We start from the raw sequence: 19264 nt of genomic DNA, 5'->3' as shown, positions 1-19264 counted from the left end.
TTATTTTTTCTTAGGCTTTCGGGGCATTACTCGCGAGCCGAGTGCATAAACGACGTAAACAAGGATCAGTGAGTTTCCTAAAACTAGTAAGTCTTTTTCGTCTACAAAAATCCACAATGCGGCGAGTAAAATAAAGGCGATGGTAAAGTGTGAAACTAGGGGGTTAACCTTTTTATCTTTCATTTAAATAAGCACTCCTTTACATAAACTCTTTTACCGAGATTATACATTGGACGACTATATTAAGCGACTATTCCCATGTGTTTCCATGAGCATCGTGAGATTAATCCTTGCCTTTAGTAAGAAATTAATCCTTTAGTATGGGGGTATTGCACCGTTGTTTTGATACGGAATAAAATGATAGACGAAAAAGTTAGATAAAGTGCCGGTGACAAGTGGTATTAATTGCTGTTATTAACAAGGAAAGGATATGTTGGGCAGTTTCAATTTAACAAAACAAATTGATTTAAAAAGGTTAATTTTTTTATTGGCTTTCTTTAGTATGGTGGTTTCGTTAGGTAACTCTCTATACGCCACATTCAAAGTACAAAAGTCATTACTTATTAATGATACTTTGGAATCAAACCGTGTCTATGCGGCGAAGTTAGCCGAAATCACAGAGCTATTTTTACAATCGGTCATTACGCAACTACAGTTCAGTGCTCAACAAATAGGGACTAATTTTTCTAGCGCATCGCTGCGGCAAAATGAGTTGTATCGATTGCACCGGCAAACATCAAGTTTTAATTCTGTTGTGGTGGTCGATAGCACAGGAAAAGTATTATCTTCAGAGCCTAGCACTCTTAATGTAAGAGGCTTTGTGGTAAAGGAGGGGCAAGGTGCTATGCCATTAACGACACAAGAAGTTTATATTTCTAAGCCGTTTATTTCTCCTGCGGGTAATTTAATCATTAGTGTGTCTTATCCTATAACAGCGAGCGACGGGGGTTATTTAGGATTCATTGCAGCAAGCATTTATTTGCAGGGTGACAATATTCTTAATCGATTGCTCGGCGAACACCACTATAACGATGGGTCATATTTATATGTTGTCGCTCAAAATAGGCAGTTAATTTATCATGTAGATTCAAGTCAAGTGGGTAATACGATAGCGAGTAATGCGGTCATAGAACATGTGATGTCTGGATATTCAGGCGTTATGGCATTGCGTAATAGTGAGAATAGAGAGGTGTTGAGTGGTTATGCATCTGTGCCTGTATCGGGGTGGGGTATTGTGGCGCAAAGATCAACGGACGCGACGCTTTCTCAACTAAATAGTACATTGCTGAATGTGGTAAAAAGCACCTTGCCAATCACGGTTATTATGTTAATGCTAATCTTGTTACTGGGTTCAAAAATAGCAAAGCCGTTGTGGCAATTGGCGGTGGGTGTGAAGGCTATGGATAGATATGCGAAATCTGATGTTCAAGCAATTAATGCGTGGTACTTTGAGGCAGAGCACTTAAAGCAAGCGATTGTTTCAGGTACGGAGTTAGTTGGAAAAACAATTCAAGAATTTGATTTGGATAGACAAAAAGATCCGTTAACGCAACTTTTAAATCGCCGTGGTATGCTAGCAAAAATTGAGCATTGTAAAGACTCAGGAGTGCCTTTTTCAATGATTGCGTTAGATATCGATCATTTTAAGCGCATTAATGACCATTTTGGTCATGATGTAGGCGATCATGTAATACGTAGTATTGCAGAACTTATGCTGATAGGTGCGAGAGAAGAAGACATTATTTGTAGAACAGGAGGTGAAGAATTTTCGATTTTTTTACCTGATGTCAATCTTAATCAAGCTTACTCTATTGCTGAAAGGTTAAGGTTACAGGTTCATCACCATACATTTATGCCTGTAGAGCAGGTTAACATTTCACTTGGCGTAGCGCATTGGCCAAGTTCAGCAAGTGAGCTGTCTCAAGTCATAAAGCAAGCGGATAAAGCGTTGTATAAAGCAAAACACACTGGCAGAAATAAAACTGAAGTTGATGATATTGACGGTTTTAGCAGAACGCCCAAAGCGAGTTAATATTGGGCGTCTAGAGAAAGGAGTTAGCTCCCACAACGAAAACTGAGGTTGATGAGGTAAGGCTTCCCTAATGAATGCTCTGCACTGGCACCGGCAATAGACGCAATGGCACCAGCATCATCAACATAACCATCCCCTAATACCCATAACCAAGTTCCAGCATTGGTGATTATTTCAGCCGTAGATTTATCACTCAAAAACTCATGCTCTGTTTTCTCACCTTGATATGTTACTGATTCATTGAGGACAAACATCGATTGTTTATCTTGTTTACAAAAATGCGTTGCTTGGTCAAGCGCTTCTTTTACACCTTGACCTCGCTCAGATGATTTAATAATGACGTAGTGCTGATTATCAGAACTAGGACGAACGTCATCATGATGTGCACACGCTGATAATAAAGATGTTAGGCCAACAGCTACTAATAGGTTTTTCATTGTTTATTCCCCTTGAATTTATGATGTCATTATTGTGCTTATCCTGCATCTACACCAGTAAGAAACTGTTAAAAACTGCGAAGAACATTGAGTAGAGTCTAACAATATAGACTCTGTGTGGCGCAAATATACGTATGTTTAACGAGAGTAAGTGAAAACAGTTTTTAAAGTGGGTATTATGTTGCTATTAAGGGGTCGCATAGTGCGGTGTCAAACATTTAGGAGTACATATGGGTCGAACGCTTAAAGTCCCTCATACCTTGATCCTGTTGTTAGGTATGATGGTGATTGCTTTAATGGCTACGTGGATAGTGCCGCAAGGTTTCTTTGAAACGAGTTTGTCAGAATCTGGACGACAAATGGTTGTCGCTGGGACTTACCAGGTAATTGAGAATAAAACCTACTTAACGCCATGGGATTTGTTGACTGCAATTCCTCGAGCATTTGCTGCTGCGCAAGATGTTATTTTTTTCGTTTTGATAGTGGGAGGCGTTTTAGCGATTGCTAGAGCGACTGGTACGGTAGATGCACTGATCGGTCGACTCTTAGAAAAGTATGGTTCACGCCCCCAAAAGCTGATTTTTATGGTGGTGTTTTGTTTTGCGATGGCCTCCAGTAGTATCGGAACCGCGGGAGAATATATTCCTTTTGTGCTGATACTGGTTGCCCTGTGTAAAGCAATGAGATTAGATGCCATGACGGCTGTAGGTATGATTGTTGCTGGGTATGGTATTGGCTATGGCGTTTCCGCATTTAATCCGTTTACTGTACTTATTGCGCAACAGATTGCAGAGATCCCAGTCTACTCGGGGATTTGGCTTAGGCTCGCTATTTTTATTCCTTTTGTATTAATTGGTTTTCATCATGTGTGGCAATATGCGCAAAAAGTGAAGCAGGACCCAAGTACTTCAATGATGATAGGGGTTGCATGCCCATTAGATGGGCAAGTACAACCAAGTTACCCTAAATTAGAGACTAGGCACCAAGTCATTTTAGGAAGTTTTTTAATTACTCTGACAGTTGCAGTCTGGGGTATTGCTACCAAAGGTTGGTATTTGTATGAGCTCGGGGGTGTTTTTATTGCTTGGGGGGCGGTGATAGCAATATTAGGCAAGCTATCAGCAGATGAAACTGCAGAACGCTTTATTGAAGGGGTATCAGATTTAGTTACTACCGCCATTTTAATCGGCGTGGCTCGAGGTATTGCACTTATTTTAGAAGATGGGCAAATCCTTCATACATTAGTGCATAGTATGTCACTACCGCTGTCCTATGTAAGCGCAGAAATTTCCGCAGTGGGTATGCTGGTTATTCAAACAATATTGAATACTTTCATACCATCAGGTTCAGGTCAGGCGTATGTGACTATGCCACTGATGGTTCCATTGGGTGATTTAGTGGGAGTTCCACGCCAAGTTGCTGTTTTGGCCTATCAGTTTGGTGATGGTTTCTCAAATATGATTATTCCGACTAATGCAGTATTAATGGGGATCATCGGTATGGCCGGTGTACCATATGCACATTGGTTCAGATTCTGTTTGCCATTATTGCTTAAGCTGATGGTTGCCGCTTCTGTGGTATTGGTACTTGCGGTTTATTTTGGCTATGGGTTAGATGTACAGCCAATGATGGAACCTTAAAAGTAAATAGCAAAAAGCCACATATGGGCCATGTGTCCCTATGTGGCTTTTTTGTGTCTGTTAGGTCAATCCATTGCATATTTTATTGATCTACATTGATGTTAGAGGTAGTTTATTGAATTACTATGCCAATAATTTTTTGTATTTGCTTAAAAACAATAAAGTTGTGATGAAATGGTGAATGTGTCTTTTAGTCAGTTTTATAATTTAGCGAGCAGCGGAGCAAGATATGAACTTGCTTTGAGTATGCTTTATCAACGGTTTGGGGCCGCACATTGTTTCATTGGCAAGTTTGTGAGCAGTGATACACAGGTTAAAACGGTGTTTTATACCATTGATGGATGCCAAGCAGAAAATATTGTTTACGACTTAGAAGGCACGCCGTGTAAAGACGCTAAAGGTAGTGATTCTATTTGTGCGATTAACTGTAATTTACAAAGCCTTTATCGTCATGATGACATACTAAAAGTACTGAATATTGATAGTTATTTGGGCATTACGTTGCGTGCTTTAGACCATACTCCTATAGGCATAATGGTGTGTATGTTTAATTCGCCGACGCAAGTTAGTCATGCTGAGCAAGCATGGTTTAAAGAGCTTAGCCATATCGTCGGGGCCGAACTTAATCACAACTTAGCATTATCTTCACGAGACTTACTTTTGAAGCAATTAGCGAAAGGCGAGCGAATTGCTAAGTTGAGTTCTTGGACATGGCGTATTCATCAAAACAAACATTGGTTTAGCGCAGAGATGGCGCGTTTGCTCAAGCACCATAATCCGAATATCACCTTGAATGTCTTTTTATCTCACTTGGAAATACTCGATGAGCAAAAGTTACGTCATTTGTTGGTTAAAATTGGTGATAATAAATTAGATACGTTTGATATCAATGTCTCCCACAAAAAGCGTTCAGAATTGAAAGGGTTATTGAGAATTATTGGCCGTGTTGAATGGGATGAAGACAGCCAAGAGCGCGTATTTAGCGCAACGGTACAAGATGTGTCGTATATTTCAGCATTAAACCGTCAGCTTGAGTTAACAAATGTGGTATTTGAGCATGCGACGGAAGCCATTATGATCACTGATAAAAACAACAAAATCATTATGGTGAATCGAGCATTTGAACGCTTAACGGGTTATACCGGACATGAGTTGTTAGGGAGAGATCCGGTTGTTTTATCATCAGGACAACAAGATAAGCGGTTTTATCAATTGATGTGGAACCAACTGAGTAAGGAAGGTATGTGGAAAGGGGAGATCTATAACCGTAGGAAAAACGGTCAAATTTTCCCCGAAGAGCTCACGTTAAGTGCTGTGAAAGATGAAGAAGGGTTTGTATGCAACTATGTTGCAATTTTTAGAGATATCACACAATGGAAACGTAACGAAGCTCAGCTTACTTTTTATGCCAATCATGAGCCCTTAACGGGTTTGCAAAATAGACGCAGTTTTATGGGGACGCTCGAAGCTAAGATTTCGGACTCTCGGGCACAACAAACAAGCTGTGCTTTATTGTTTATAGGATTAGATCGTTTCAAAGAGGTTAATGACGTGTTTGGTCCTGAAACAGGCGATAAAGTGCTGCTTTCTGTCGCTAAAAGGTTGAAGAATGCGCTGCGTAGTCAAGACACAATCAGTCGATATGGTGGAGATGAATTTGCGATTTTATTAGACAGCGGTGACGATGACAGCACCATGCTGATAGCCGAAAAGCTGAGTAAAAAATTGAGTTTGCCCTATGTATTTAATGATTTAACTATAGAAATTACAGCAAGTACCGGTGTAGCAATATTACCTAACGATAAGCAAATTACGGCGGCAAATTTACTTCGAAACGCAGCACATGCATTAGGTAGTGCCAAAAAACACCGAGTAGGAAGTATTGCGCTGCATAATGTGGCTATTCAAAATGCCTACCTAAATAAAATTAAGTTAAGAGATAAACTTAAAGATGCGTTGAAGCATAAATTGTTGACCGTGCATTATCAGCCTATTGTTGATGCGAGAACGGGAAACATCCGAAAATTTGAAGCACTTATTCGTTGGTTTGATGATGAGTATGGCATTGTCTCTCCAGGGCGTTTTATTCCGATTGCGGAAGAGTTTGGTATGATCCATAACATTGGCCAATTTGTTTTGGAACAAAGTTGCCATGATTTATCTTTAATGCATCAAGCGGGTTTTACAGATGTATCAATTTCAATTAACCGTTCAGTGAATGAATTTAAAAGCACGAATAATCAAGTGGCGTTAATTAGTGAGGCGATAGAAAAAGCCAAGTTACCCTATCATGCCATTACAATTGAAGTAACAGAATCTATGGCAACGAATAAATATACTTGGCATGTACTGAGTGAACTCAGAGCAAAGGGGGTAAAAGTTGCGTTAGATGATTTTTGTACAGGCTATTCTTCGTTAAGTAACTTAATCGAAAACCAAGTTGATTATGTCAAAATTGATAAGTCTTTCGTTGATAGCTTAGTTGCAGATACTTCAAAACAAGCAATGATTAAGTGCCTTATCGAATTGAGCACGCAGTTAGATATCCGAGTGATTGCAGAAGGTGTGGAGCAAGCGGTACAGCTTAAAATGTTACAGCAGTTTGGGTGTCATAATATTCAAGGCTTTTACTATAGTCCTGCAAAACCAATGAATGAGTGTTTAGAGATGTTAGAAACACCCGCAGACACGGCTATTTACGCAGAAAAAGTCAGTATATTTTAATCGGTCTTAGGGCGTTTTTGCGCGTCAATGATTGACGCGCAAAAACATTTAAAGCATCGGCTTTATCACATCAAAGAGTGCATCGATATGATCATCTCGGTCGTTTAAAGCAGGAATGTATCGATAGCTTTTCCCACCAGCATGCTCAAAAATCTCTCGGTTTTCTTCTTCTAACTCTTCCAATGTTTCCAAACAATCAGCACTAAATGCAGGGCTGACAATGGCAATATCGTGTATGCCTTGCGCAGGGAAGTTGGTGAGCGTCTCATCAGTATAGGGCTTTAGCCACTCAGCTTTACCAAAACGACTTTGAAAGGTGGTCATAACGAGATCTTTATCTAGCCCTAACGCTTTTACAACCAGACTGGTCGTTTGGTGACATAGGCAATGATATGGGTCGCCATTGTTAAGAAATTGCTTAGGCATTCCATGATAAGAAAATACGAGCTTTTGCGGCGTACCGTGTTTTTCGAGATCTTCCGCTATCGATGCGGCCAATGCGGAAATATATTTTGGTGTTTTATGATACCCATTAATAAAATGTAATTCTGGTACCCAGCGCCACTTTTTTAATACCGCGGCCACGGCGTCAAACGTTGATCCAGTCGTGGGGCTAGAGTATTGCGGGTATAGCGGTAAAACAATGATCCGTGTTAACCCCTTATCTCGCAATAGTTCAAGGCCTGACTCAATGGAAGGGTTGCCATAACGCATCGCCATCACTACTTCAGTGTTTTCGTAGCCCTGTTGTTTTATCAAAAGTGACAATTTTTCAGTTTGTTGGGCTGAAATATGAATAAGGGGAGAGCCATTTTCCGTCCAAATAGACTCATAAGCTTTTGCTGATTTTTTCGGGCGAACACGCAAAATAATACCATGCAGAATCATCAGCCAGATTAAGCGAGGTATTTCTACAATACGGGGGTCTGATAAAAACTCAGCTAAATAGACCCGTAGAGCTTTCGCTGTAGGGGCATCAGGGCTACCCAAGTTCGTAACTAAGATCCCTGTTTTTTGATTAAATCTTTGATCGTGTGGATTGTCAGTAACGGCTGAGAAACGGGACACATAGAGCTCCTTGAGCATATTATTAATGCAGATTTGAGAGTGTAATAGATAGGTACTTAAGTTAAAAACTTATCTGGTTATAATTTTACAAGATATTTGATACGTACGTAACTGAAAACTCGATCTATTCTAATACAAAATAAAAAGCGATAATATATTATTCATTCTTTTGTCTTATTTTCAAAACAATTCAGCTTTTCTCGCTTGCAAGCCTGCCTTGATACACGTAATTTCTCGACACTTTTTTGTATTTGATAATGATTACTTTCCCTATGTGAGGAGGGATCAGCTAAGCATCAAATGCACTGTTGAAATTTTAGCCTAAAGGGGATTTATGCGTCTGAATCAACCTGTCACAAATAATGAGAAAACATTTGCAAACAATACCAAGCTTATTTCCGTTACAGACTTACAAGGGAATATCGTTGACTGTAATGATGAGTTTGTTTCTGTCAGTGGTTTTACTCGGCAGGAATTAATTGGGCAGCCCCATAATTTAGTGAGGCACCCAGATATGCCTGAACTTGCATTTCAAACGATGTGGCAGCAGTTGAAATCAGGCAAGCCCTGGATGGGAGTGGTTAAAAACAGGTGCAAAAATGGGGATTTTTATTGGGTTGATGCTTATGTAACTCCGGTAACCGAAAATGGTCAAGTTGTTGGCTATGAGTCGGTCAGGACCTTGCCTGACAGAGCGATGATCCAGCGTGCTGAGCAGTTATATCGGACAATTAATAATGGGAATAATAGGTCATTAAAGTTGCCTAAACTAAGGGCTATTTGGCCCCTATTTATGGTCATATCAGCAGTATTGATCTGGTTCTTTTTATCTGAAACAGTGGCGTTTACATGGCTTATTGTTAATGCGCTAGGGTTGAGTTTTTACAACTTATGGCGTGATAATGAGCAGCTATCTAGATTGGAGCAAACGCTTGCACATAGTTTCTGTGATGACGTCGCTACACGAATATATTCTACCTGGGAAGGTCAAATGGCAAAGATCCAGGTCCGTTTGTTGAGCGAGAAAGCACACTTGAATACAGTCATTACGCGGATAGAGTATTCGGCAAAGGATGTATCAAATGGAGCAAATAGTGCATTGTACGGTGCCACTGAGTCATATGAGAAATTGCAGCAGCAGCAGTTGGAAACTGAACAAGTTGCTACAGCAATGAATGAGATGAGTACGACAATTAATGACGTTTCTAGCCATGTTCAATCTACGGCCCATGAAGCGCAACACTCTTTATTATTGGCCAATGATAGTGCAAAGCTGAGTGTGGCTACCAAACAAGCAATTATTGAGCTGGGAAATACCGTATGTTTGATTCGTGATTCCGTGCTGGGTGTGTCAAAACAAACTGCACGTATTGCAGATGTTGCGCAAATCATTGACCAGATCGCAGAGCAGACTAACCTTCTGGCATTAAATGCTGCGATAGAAGCAGCGCGTGCTGGTGAGCAAGGTCGCGGATTTGCAGTAGTGGCAGATGAAGTGAGACATTTAGCTCAACGCACACAGCAGTCAACTCAGGAAATTCATACAATAATTCAACAGTTAACTGATAGTACGCAAAATTCCGTAGATATTGCGGAGCGAGGTCAGAAGGAGTCCCAATTTGGTATCGAGCAATTAGAAGAAAGTACGTTAATGCTGGAAAGGATCAATGGTGCCATTGAGAAAATAAATGATATGTCTATGCAAATAGCAACGTCAGTTGAAGAGCAAGCCGCGGTATCAGATGACATAAACCAACAGGTTGTCAACATTGCGTCACTCGCGAATGTAAGCTTAGACAGCGCAGAACATGTGAAAGCCGTGAGTAAAAATCTAACGGTAGTCGCAAACGATATGTATGAGCTTGTTGTACGCTTTAAACGTTAATCATCTTTTATCATGATTCTAAAAGGTGTGGGCTTTTGCGTTTCCAGTTGCTGTAGCTTATTTATTGATTTTTCAGTAAATTGATGGCCTTTAGGTAACAACATGATGCCCTTGTGGCTATGAATGGCAAGTCCGAGGATCATACCTGGTTTTAATTGTTTTGAGGTAAGAATATCCATAGATTTGACGGTGTCAGATTGGGTATTCTTTTTATCTTTTAGTGTGGCTTCTAGTGCCGAAACCACTTTTGGATGATAAAAATTACCACTATACATTTTGATTAACTCTAGTGCGTCGGTATATCGTTGTTCCTGTGGCTTTTGACTGAGACTGATATTTTGCCAATAATCACGAGCAACGGATAAAATATGAGCACATATAGGAATGTCGCTGCCTTTAAGACCTTTGGGGATACCGTTACCATTGTATTTTTCAAACTGGTGGTATATTGCTTCCGCAACCTCACTTAAATGTTGGGCTGGCATTAGCATGAGCTGTGCTGTGGCCGGGTGAGTATAAAACAACTTTCTCTGTTTTTCATTGAGCTCGGTCGGGGGCACCTTATATAAAGCAGGATCCATTGCGAGTAGCCCAACCTGTGCTAGGTAACCCGCCATATTGGCCATTTCTATTAATTTATCACTTAATTTGAGAAATTGAGCGATATGTAAGCATGTTGTGGCAATGTTTTTGGCAAGTTGTGCATCTAAATTTGGGTTTGCGTTGATGAAATTGTACAAGAGCTCAACGGTGGCTTTATGGTCGGTTCGTTCATGTTCATTGGCTACTTCGAGTTGTTTTAACACCTGCCGAATTTGTTTTGTTCTTTTATCTACCAACAGCTCAAGAGAGTCATTTAACTCTTTAAGCTTACTGTTTTGTTCAACAATCTGTTTTTGTAACGTTAGGTTGTGTTTTTTGAGTCTGTATTTCTCAATCGCTTGTTCGATAAGATAGATCAACCTTTGGTTTTGCCAGGGCTTTTTCACGTAAGCATGTATTTCTCCCTGATTAACGGCGTTGACTGTTGATATGAGATCTGAGTACCCAGTTAATAGAATACGCTGGGTATCGGGGGCGATGACTTTTGCTTTTTCTAAAAATTCAGCCCCATTCATATTTGGCATACGCATATCGCTAATGATCAGTGCGAAATCTTGTTTTTCGAGGGCAGCCAGTGCCTCAGCACCTTCGGTAAAAGGCACGGCTTGTAATTTGTGATGGCGAAGTAGGCGAACGAGTGCACGCAAAACACTAGGCTCATCGTCAAGGCACATTATTTGTACAGGGAACTTAGTTATTTTTTCAAAATCTTCCATTTAAAAACAGCGCATTAGATGAGTATGTATGTTGATAAATTTAGACTAAGCTGTAGGTATAAACAAATACTTTATCGCTGTGGATGAAATGAATGGCTGATAATTCGCTGAATATACTGCTAATTGATGATGATGAACTTCTGTTAAGGGCGTTGTCTCGGACGCTACGACGCCTGTATAAGGAGGCAACGGTCAGTTGCTTGCAGTTTCCAGAAGAGTTTATTAATTGTATCGAAAGTAATGGCACACCAGATGTCATATTCTGTGATTCAATGATGCCTATTCTGTGTGGAGCGCAGGTATTAGAGCGTGCAAAAGAAGTTTGTCCAGCCGCCATTAGGTGTTTACTGAGTGGTGATTTGAATGACAATTACAAATGGCAAATAAACAATACGATACATTTTCATTTGGTTAAACCGTTCACACAAACTCACTTAACGGAGGTGTTAGACAGCGCCGTAATATTACAGGGGCTCCCTATGACATCCTCGACACGGGCAATACTAGGGCAATTGTCTGATTTACCATATTTGAGTACGGTGGCTCATAGTATGTTGAAAGAGCTGCAAAATAACGAGCCTAATTTTGAGGTGTTAGCTAAACACATCAGTCATGACCCTATTATGTCTGGTAAAGTGCTACAAGTCGCTAACTCGGCTTTTATAGGCTTTAATAATCATACCACTGACTTTAGGCAAGCCATTATTCGCATTGGTTTAAATGGGTTGAAAGCAATAGTTGTATGTTGTGAGTTATCACAGCAATTATTGAATAGTACAGGGCAAGAAGCATTAAATCAGTTGGTTAACAAGGCTTTTCAAAAAGCGAATATGGCACAATTACTTGCAAAAATGTTGCACCAAGATACACAAACACAGCTATTGTCATTTGCTGTGGCGCTTTTAAGTGGTGTCGGTGAATTGACCTATTTTTGCGTAGTTCAATATTCAAAAGATAAAAGCAGAGTGTCTAAATACACATTAGCCGCTTATTTGTTAGCATTATGGGGATTTGAAGAAGCCATAGTGAGGGCGCAACTAATTGATGAACTCCCTGCAGAGCAAGAGGTATCATTAACTTTAATACATAGAGTGGTTGAGCAAGTATATAGTAAGCAGGCATTTGATTTAAATAAAACTGAATATGATTTACTGGATGGACTTGGGTTATTACAAACGACTCAGAACTGGTTTTTTGAGTGGCAAAAAACTCATAAGGAGGCTTTGTGAAAGGCGTTATTTTTAGAGGGTTAGAGTCGTTAGTGATAGAAAAGTGTGGCATGGCTGCGTGGGAAAGTTTACTCGAAAAAAAACGCGCCTGATGACAGGGTGTATATTTCTGCAAAAAGTTACCCGGATGAAGAGCTTGTCGGGCTAGCGCAAGATGTGGCTGTGGTTTTGTCATTGCCATTACAGGATGTATTAAAAGCGTTTGGCGAGTATTTATTTGGTTATTTGTTACAAAAGCATCCTACAATTGTAGATACATTTGATGGCTTCAGTTCTTTGATCATGGGGATTGACTCAGTGATTCATGTTGAAGTGGCAAAACTATATCAAGAGCCAAATTTACCAAAAATAGAATGCGAATTGGTGCATGAAGGTTTTATCTTGATGCAATATTATTCGAAACGAAAATTATGCTTATGTGCCGAGGGCCTTATTTATGGTGCGGCTGCGCACTACAGTATTGATGTTACATTAGATCACGTTGAGTGTATGCATCAAGGGGCTGATGCATGCGTGATTGAAGTTAGGTATGAGAGTACAAATATATGAGTGATGATACGCATAATTATAAAAAAGCATATTTAAGGGAAAAGGCGGCCCGTGATGAATTAGAAAGCTTATTGGAAGATAAAACACGTGCGTTGTTTAACACTAATCAAGCGCTTGAAGAAAAAATAGATCAATTACAGAATCAACAAGCCATCCTTATGCAAACTGAGAAAATGGCAACACTAGGGACTTTGTCTGCCGGTGTAGCTCATGAGATAAATAACCCTTTGGCGTATGCAACCAGTAACTTAGAGAGTATTCGATACTTAACACCCACTTTGGTGTCGTTAATTAAACTGGCGCAACAAATTATGGCTCAAACAGTTTCTGAGCAGCAGGTAAAGGAAGTATTGATTCAATTGGATCAAGAGCAAAGCTTTAACTTTGTATTAGAAGACTTAGATGAACTGTTAGATGACACACATGAAGGATTGCAGCGGATAAGCGCCATAGTGAACAATTTATTAAGTTTCGCTAGGCCAAAGAATAACCTCATGGCGATGGCTGATCTCACCGAATCTTTAGATGGTGCACTGAAGTTATTAACGAATCAACTGAAGAACTGTAAAGTGACATGTAATACAGATCCTTTACCCCTTAGCTATTTTAACTTGGCGGCAACGAATCAAATATTTGTCAATTTGCTGTTGAACGCTAAGTACGCATGTGATCTTGTTGAGGGGCAATATGCACAAATTAACGTGGAGGTTTCATCTGACACCGAAAATATTACTGTGGAGGTTTCTGACAACGGCTGTGGTATGGATGAAAATACGGTAAACCGTATTTTTGAACCCTTTTTTACCACCAAACCAGTTGGTGAAGGTACAGGGATGGGGATGGCGATAGTGTATGGCATCGTAAAAGAACACCGAGGTGAGATCCAAGTACAGAGTAAACTTAATGAAGGCACTCGTGTTTTGTGCCGCTTTCCTATCGCAGAAGATCCACAAGACGTATTGGCGTAATGCCATTCACATTGTGGTGTTCACAGGTTTCATTTTTAAATCACGCTTTTCAGCATAACTATTTCTCAGAAGTTGTGTATCAAACTCCTTAATGTATCGCTTTATTTCTATCCAGCTCAGTTTGTTGAAATATAAATGGCCTATTTCCTACCTCGGAAGTCTACTTTTTTGTACCTGAATGTATATAGAAGACTCGATTGGAACTTGTTTTTGTTAAAAATGAGAATAAATTATTTACAAAACATTGAGTTACAACTCTAAAGTTTACAGTGGTATTACTCTTTAGCGGGTCATTTGATGAAAGTTAGGTTAATTCACTTTGTTTTTTTATAATCAAAAAATATATGTTATGACTTTAGGTTATTATCGTGGGTATTTTATATTCATTAGTTTTATTTATCCGAAAGCCAATTGATTAGTAATGAATTCAATATACGTCCCTCCAATGTACTGTTTTTAATAACTTAATGGCTTCATATTAGGAAACGTTAAGATGAGTCAAATTCATATCAAAATTGAATTGTTGAGGCTGAATATTACTCATTTAGTTTTAGTGAAAATACGACATTATTACTATTTTAATGGCCGGTACTGGTTGAAAAGTGTTCAGGGGGCGATTGACGAGCCGAAACTATGTGTTACTTTTAATGTTAATTTGTTAAACAAAAGTTACATGTAAAGGTTGGAGAAATCATGAGAACACAAAAAATGTTCAAGTCGGCATTAAAATATAGTGCTATATCCCTCGGTTTATTTTCAAGCATAGGCTATGCATCAGATTTACCATATGACTGTACAGGCGTACCTGTTTGGCAAGAAAATACAGCGTATGTAAAAGGCGATGTTGTTCAAAAAGCGGATGCGGCTTATGAGTCACAGTGGTGGAATAAAGTTGATCCTGTTACGCATTCTAACCCGTGGCAAGAGTGGATTAAGTTGGGTGTTTGTGACAGCGTTGTCAATAACACACCTCCAACAGTATCGGGGTTAACGCCCGCGTCAGGTACTGAATTTAACGTAAATGACAGCGTTGCCATTAGCGTAAACGCAACAGATTCTGATGGCACTGTAGCCAAAGTTGAGTTTTATGTTGATGATGTACTTGTGGCAACTGATACACAGGGTGCAGGTCAGGTATTTGACAGCGCGTGGGCGGCAACAGAAGGTACGCATACAATTTCGGTGAAAGCGACCGATGATAAAGGTGCTGTGTCAACGAAATTGAGTAACCAAGTAATTGTTAAAGCTGTAGTAGATCCGGTGAATAAAGCGCCAGTCGCGGCATTAGAACTGGTGAGCCTACCGACGGAATTGGTGATAGGTTCAAGCGTTGAATTTAATCTTTCTGGCAGTGATAGTGATGGTCAAGTAACGGCGCTAAGCTTTGCAGTCGACGGTGTTGAAGTTGCAGCTTCTAATGGTTCAGCAACGATGCACACTTGGCAGGCTTCTCAGTTAGGTTCGGTTACATTTACGTTAACGGTAACTGATAATGAAGGTGCCACAGGTCAAGTAAGTAAGACCCTAACGGTTGTAGAACCAGGGCAAGTCGATAACCGAGATGCTTGTCAGCCAGCAGGTTTATATCAAACTCCAGGTGTCAACACCCCATATTGTACTATTTACGACCAAAATGGTCGTGAAGTAATGGGGGCAGATCACCCTCGACGTGTAATTGGCTATTTTACAAGCTGGCGTAACGGCGCAAACGGTCAACCTAGTTATTTAGTCAATGACATTCCTTGGGACAAAATCACGCATATTAACTATGCCTTTGCACATGTTGATGCAGCGAATAAAGTGTCAATCGGTGATCCGAATGCAGTTGGCAATCCAGCCACCAATATGGAATGGCCTGGTGTCGCCGGTGCAGAGTTAGATCCAAGCTTGCCTTACAAAGGACATTTTAACTTGTTGAACAAGTATAAAAAGCAACACCCTGATGTTAAAACACTTATCTCAGTTGGTGGTTGGGCTGAAACTGGTGGGTTCTTTGGTGGGGATGGAAAGCGTGTTAAAAGCGGTGGTTTCTACACAATGACAACCAATGCAGATGGTTCAGTCAATCACGCTGGCATCGAGGCTTTCGCACAAAGCTCTGTTGATTTTATTAAAAAGTATGGTTTTGATGGGGTTGATATAGACTACGAATATCCGTCATCAATGAAGGATTCAGGTCACCCTGATGACTTCCCTATCTCTAATGCGCGTCGTGCAGGATTAAATGCGTCATACCAAGTTCTGATGAAACGATTACGCGAGGTACTTGATAAAGCGGGTGAAGTGGATGGTAAGCACTACATGCTGACAATAGCGTCACCTTCATCTGGTTATTTGCTACGTGGTATGGAAACTTTCCAAGTGACTAAGTATTTAGACTACGTCAACATCATGTCGTATGACCTACATGGCGCATGGAATTCGCATGTTGGACACAATGCGGCACTGTTCGATACCGGGTTAGATTCTGAATTAAAGCAGTGGGATGTGTATGGAACAAAAGAATTTGAAGGGATTGGATATTTAAATACAGATTGGGCCGTGCGTTATTTTAGAGGCGCAATTTCTGCTGGACGTATTAACATCGGTATTCCTTATTACACGCGTGGATTTCAAAATGTGCAGGGTGGAACAAATGGCCTTTGGGGACAAGCAGCACTTGCAAACCAAAGTGCATGTGCGCCGGGTACTGGGGTTGGTGAGAAGAATAAATGTGGTGATGGTGCTGTAGGTATTGATAACCTTTGGCATGATAAGAATGATAACGGATATGAAGTACCAGCGGGGTCAAATCCACTTTGGCATGCTAAAAACCTTGAAAAAGGTGTTACACCAAGTTACCTAGGGGTATATGGTCTCACGCCGGACACAGATCCAACTGATGTATTAACAGGGACTTATACTCGCCACTATGATTCTGTTGCTGTAGCACCTTGGCTATGGAATGCAGACAAAAAAGTATTCATTTCAATTGAAGATGAACAGTCCATGGGCACCAAAGTTGATTATGTAATTAATAATGGCTTGGGCGGGATCATGTTCTGGGAACTGGCCGGTGATTATGATTACGATGCTGCTAAAGGTGAGTACTTTATGGGTTCAAGCATGACATCGCTTGCTTATAACAAGTTCAACCAAAGTGGTGTTGCATATGATGTTCATAATGGTGACCCGACATTCGTTGTGCCAACTGAGTCCGTTGATGTTTCTTTTATAGCGAAGGATTTCCCAACGGGGGATGACAACTACCCTATTGCACCGACATTTGCTTTTACCAATAACTCTGCCATTGACTTAAGCGGGGCAAAAATTTCATTTGATGTGCCGGTATCGACATCAGCGATATTTAAATCAAATTGGGCTGCGCAAGAGAAGTTGACTATGGCAGTTGACGTAAATGGTTCAAATGCCGCGGGTAATAACATTGGTGGTTTCGAGAATGAATATCATCGCTTCTCAATCACCCTTGTCAATGAGTGGGGAAGTGTACCTAAATCACTTGCGCCAGGTGAAACGGTTAATGCACAAGTGATGTATTACAACCCCATTACAGGCCCTGCTAACTTTGTCGCAGAGAAAGACGGTAAACGTTACGCATTTAAATTTGAGTATCCGAAACTACCAGCTGCGAAACCAGGTAATGGGGATGGCGGTCCAATCACCAGTTGTGAAGGAGTGCCGATTGCAGATATTTCGGTTTATCCAGCATTCCCACGTTCAACGCATGCAGCGGCAGGTGATTTGATTATTCAAGGGAACAAGGTATACAAAGCGAAATGGTGGTCGAATAAAGCACCACAGACAAGCAGTGATTATGACAAAGTCTGTAATTTATAAGCGTCAACTTTAGGGCAGCTATGCTGCCCTAATAAAGGGAATGATTATGAAAACATTAGATAAGAATATATCACGTCTGGGCTCTAGTATTGGCGCCATTGCCTTAACAATAGTAAGTCAAACGGTAATGGCACATGGCTTTATGGAGATCCCTAAAGCACGTCAAGCGATCTGTCAGGCGCAAGGTGGTTATTGGTGGCCAGATGATGGTTCCAGTATTCCTAACTTAGCGTGTCGCGCTGCTTTTTTAGAGTCTGGGTATGTTCAGTTCATTCAGGAACATGAGTTCGCAGTCAATACACCCGATTATAATAATCAAGCTGCAGTAGAGCAAAATATTCCTAATGGCACATTGTGTGCAGCTGGGTCGAATGAAAAACGCGGGATGAATTTACCTTCGTCACATTGGCAAAAGACCGAGGTTACCCCGAATGCGCAAAATGAGTTGGCAGTTCGGTTTCGTGCGACAACGCCACATAACCCAAGCTTTTGGAAGTTTTACATCAGCAAGCCAACTTTTGATCCGTCAGTTGATACCTTAGGTTGGCAGGATCTCGAGTTGGTGACTGAAGTTGGAAATGTGGATTTTGTTAAAGACCCAGATGGCAAGCGCTTTTATGAAATGAAAGTTGCCATTCCTCAAGATCGAGTTGGAGATGCAATTTTATATACCCGTTGGCAACGTATTGATGTTGTTGGTGAGGGTTTTTATAACTGTAGTGATATAACGATTGTTCGAGACACCGGCCCAGTTAACTGGACTAGCGCTGGTTATTATTTAAAACAAGGTCAGTCTGCAAAAGTAACAGATACGGTATGGACACGTATTTTTGACGGCACAGGTAAAGAAATTGTTAGTAAGTCTCTAAAAGTGACCGCGGATAATGAATTGAATTGGCAGCAAAAATTGGCAGATATGCTTAATTTGGACCACGCCAATATAGTGCAAGTTGGTGTGCGCCAAGCGAGTGGTGACATTACCTTTGATGCTCAGAATTTATTGTCGAATGAAATATTTGTAAGTCATAGTGAACATACCTATAACTTAACAGTACAAGTACAAGCCCCGAATACAGCACCTAAAATTCATAAGCCGGAACCTTTTATCTTAGATGAAAGTGCCACAGCGCAACTTCATGTTCATGCGTTTGATGATGAGCAGCAGGCACTGACGTATCAATGGCAGGTGCCGAGTCCTTTAACGTTCACAGGTAGTGGCGCAACGATTGATGTTACAGCTTCACAGGTAGATGTAGACACCGATTTTTCAATACTCGTTACGGTATCAGATGGTGAACTGAGCACTTCAGCAACCGTTCCTGTCACTGTCAAAAACACAACTGCACCACAATTTCCTAAATGGCGGGTTGATGGCACGTATGTTGGCGGAGATAAGGTCAGTCATAACGGAAATAATTATGAAGCTAAGTGGTGGACGTTAGGCGAAGAACCCGGTTCAGCACAAGTATGGAAGAAGCTATAGCGCCAATTTCTATAATGGACGCATAGTTCACAGTACAAATTTAGCAGTACAACAATAAGCAGTACAACAATAATCATCCACCATATTGGTTGG

12 protein-coding genes and 1 pseudogene are annotated in these 19264 nt (G+C 40.6%); 9 read left to right on the top strand and 4 right to left on the bottom strand.

Translation table 11 applies throughout. From position 1 onward, the window contains the following. A complete protein-coding gene (locus J8M01_RS08050) occupies positions 1–183 on the bottom strand; it encodes a hypothetical protein (RefSeq protein ID WP_192509776.1) in 183 nt (60 codons plus the stop codon). Positions 184–430: 247 nt separating this feature from the next. Here J8M01_RS08050 and J8M01_RS08045 point away from each other — a divergent pair, with 247 nt between their 5' ends. Beyond that, entirely contained in the window at positions 431–2032 is a 1602-nt protein-coding gene (locus J8M01_RS08045) for a sensor domain-containing diguanylate cyclase (RefSeq protein WP_211057653.1), read from the top strand. A 23-nt stretch (positions 2033–2055) separates the two neighbouring features. Here the strand turns inward: J8M01_RS08045 and J8M01_RS08040 are convergent, their stop codons facing one another. Then, a complete protein-coding gene (locus J8M01_RS08040) occupies positions 2056–2469 on the bottom strand; it encodes a hypothetical protein (protein WP_192509778.1) in 414 nt (137 codons plus the stop codon). 230 nt (positions 2470–2699) lie between these two features. On the opposite strand from J8M01_RS08040, the gene J8M01_RS08035 reads away from it, so the two are divergent. Next, positions 2700–4109 (top strand): TIGR00366 family protein, encoded by a 1410-nt coding sequence (locus tag J8M01_RS08035; RefSeq protein WP_211057652.1) that lies wholly within the window; start codon positions 2700–2702, stop codon positions 4107–4109. 174 nt (positions 4110–4283) lie between these two features. Beyond that, on the top strand, positions 4284–6833 hold the full coding sequence (locus J8M01_RS08030; RefSeq protein ID WP_247671061.1) for a GGDEF domain-containing phosphodiesterase: 2550 nt from the start codon (positions 4284–4286) through the stop codon (positions 6831–6833). 48 nt (positions 6834–6881) lie between these two features. Here J8M01_RS08030 and hemH read toward each other — a convergent pair whose 3' ends face one another. After that, positions 6882–7901, bottom strand: a complete 1020-nt coding sequence (hemH, locus tag J8M01_RS08025; protein WP_210995223.1) for a ferrochelatase — start codon at positions 7899–7901, stop codon at positions 6882–6884. A 334-nt stretch (positions 7902–8235) separates the two neighbouring features. On the opposite strand from hemH, the gene J8M01_RS08020 reads away from it, so the two are divergent. Further along, on the top strand, positions 8236–9786 hold the full coding sequence (locus tag J8M01_RS08020) for a PAS domain-containing methyl-accepting chemotaxis protein (RefSeq protein WP_211057651.1): 1551 nt from the start codon (positions 8236–8238) through the stop codon (positions 9784–9786). On the opposite strand, the gene J8M01_RS08015 is transcribed toward J8M01_RS08020, so the two are convergent. Further along, positions 9783–11105: an HD domain-containing phosphohydrolase gene (locus J8M01_RS08015; protein WP_211057650.1), complete on the bottom strand. Its 1323-nt coding sequence runs from the start codon at positions 11103–11105 to the stop codon at positions 9783–9785. The genes J8M01_RS08020 and J8M01_RS08015 overlap by 4 nt on opposite strands. A 92-nt stretch (positions 11106–11197) precedes the next feature. Here J8M01_RS08015 and J8M01_RS08010 point away from each other — a divergent pair, with 92 nt between their 5' ends. From J8M01_RS08010 to J8M01_RS07990, 5 genes and pseudogenes are all read left to right on the top strand, one after another. Further along, positions 11198–12334, top strand: coding sequence for an HDOD domain-containing protein (locus J8M01_RS08010; RefSeq protein ID WP_211057649.1), 1137 nt, complete (start codon positions 11198–11200; stop codon positions 12332–12334). Further along, positions 12331–12883: pseudogene (locus J8M01_RS08005) on the top strand (heme NO-binding domain-containing protein). Before J8M01_RS08010 ends, J8M01_RS08005 begins: the two are co-directional and overlap by 4 nt. Beyond that, entirely contained in the window at positions 12880–13851 is a 972-nt protein-coding gene (locus tag J8M01_RS08000; RefSeq protein ID WP_211057648.1) for an ATP-binding protein, read from the top strand. The pseudogene J8M01_RS08005 and the gene J8M01_RS08000 overlap by 4 nt, the downstream one beginning before the upstream one ends. Before the next feature lie 693 nt (positions 13852–14544). Continuing rightward, positions 14545–17688: a glycosyl hydrolase family 18 protein gene (locus tag J8M01_RS07995; RefSeq protein ID WP_211057647.1), complete on the top strand. Its 3144-nt coding sequence runs from the start codon at positions 14545–14547 to the stop codon at positions 17686–17688. Between the two features lie 46 nt (positions 17689–17734). Beyond that, positions 17735–19171: a lytic polysaccharide monooxygenase gene (locus J8M01_RS07990; RefSeq protein ID WP_211057646.1), complete on the top strand. Its 1437-nt coding sequence runs from the start codon at positions 17735–17737 to the stop codon at positions 19169–19171. Positions 19172–19264: the final 93 nt, after the last annotated feature.

Origin of the sequence: Pseudoalteromonas sp. MMG005 (genome assembly GCF_018101015.1) — a bacterium.
In the GTDB taxonomy this organism is placed as follows: Bacteria; Pseudomonadota; Gammaproteobacteria; order Enterobacterales; family Alteromonadaceae; genus Pseudoalteromonas; species Pseudoalteromonas aurantia.
This window is presented reverse-complemented; position numbering and strand designations above follow the sequence as displayed.

Excerpts from the sequence above, each read along its gene's own strand:
- J8M01_RS08050 (WP_192509776.1), bottom strand. The coding sequence starts at position 183 with ATGAAAGATAAAAAGGTTAACCCCCTAGTTTCACACTTTACCATCGCC.
- J8M01_RS08045 (WP_211057653.1), top strand. The coding sequence starts at position 431 with ATGTTGGGCAGTTTCAATTTAACAAAACAAATTGATTTAAAAAGGTTA.
- J8M01_RS08040 (WP_192509778.1), bottom strand. The coding sequence starts at position 2,469 with ATGAAAAACCTATTAGTAGCTGTTGGCCTAACATCTTTATTATCAGCG.
- J8M01_RS08035 (WP_211057652.1), top strand. The coding sequence starts at position 2,700 with ATGGGTCGAACGCTTAAAGTCCCTCATACCTTGATCCTGTTGTTAGGT.
- J8M01_RS08030 (WP_247671061.1), top strand. The coding sequence starts at position 4,284 with ATGGTGAATGTGTCTTTTAGTCAGTTTTATAATTTAGCGAGCAGCGGA.
- J8M01_RS08020 (WP_211057651.1), top strand. The coding sequence starts at position 8,236 with ATGCGTCTGAATCAACCTGTCACAAATAATGAGAAAACATTTGCAAAC.
- J8M01_RS08015 (WP_211057650.1), bottom strand. The coding sequence starts at position 11,105 with ATGGAAGATTTTGAAAAAATAACTAAGTTCCCTGTACAAATAATGTGC.
- J8M01_RS08010 (WP_211057649.1), top strand. The coding sequence starts at position 11,198 with ATGGCTGATAATTCGCTGAATATACTGCTAATTGATGATGATGAACTT.
- J8M01_RS08000 (WP_211057648.1), top strand. The coding sequence starts at position 12,880 with ATGAGTGATGATACGCATAATTATAAAAAAGCATATTTAAGGGAAAAG.
- J8M01_RS07995 (WP_211057647.1), top strand. The coding sequence starts at position 14,545 with ATGAGAACACAAAAAATGTTCAAGTCGGCATTAAAATATAGTGCTATA.
- J8M01_RS07990 (WP_211057646.1), top strand. The coding sequence starts at position 17,735 with ATGAAAACATTAGATAAGAATATATCACGTCTGGGCTCTAGTATTGGC.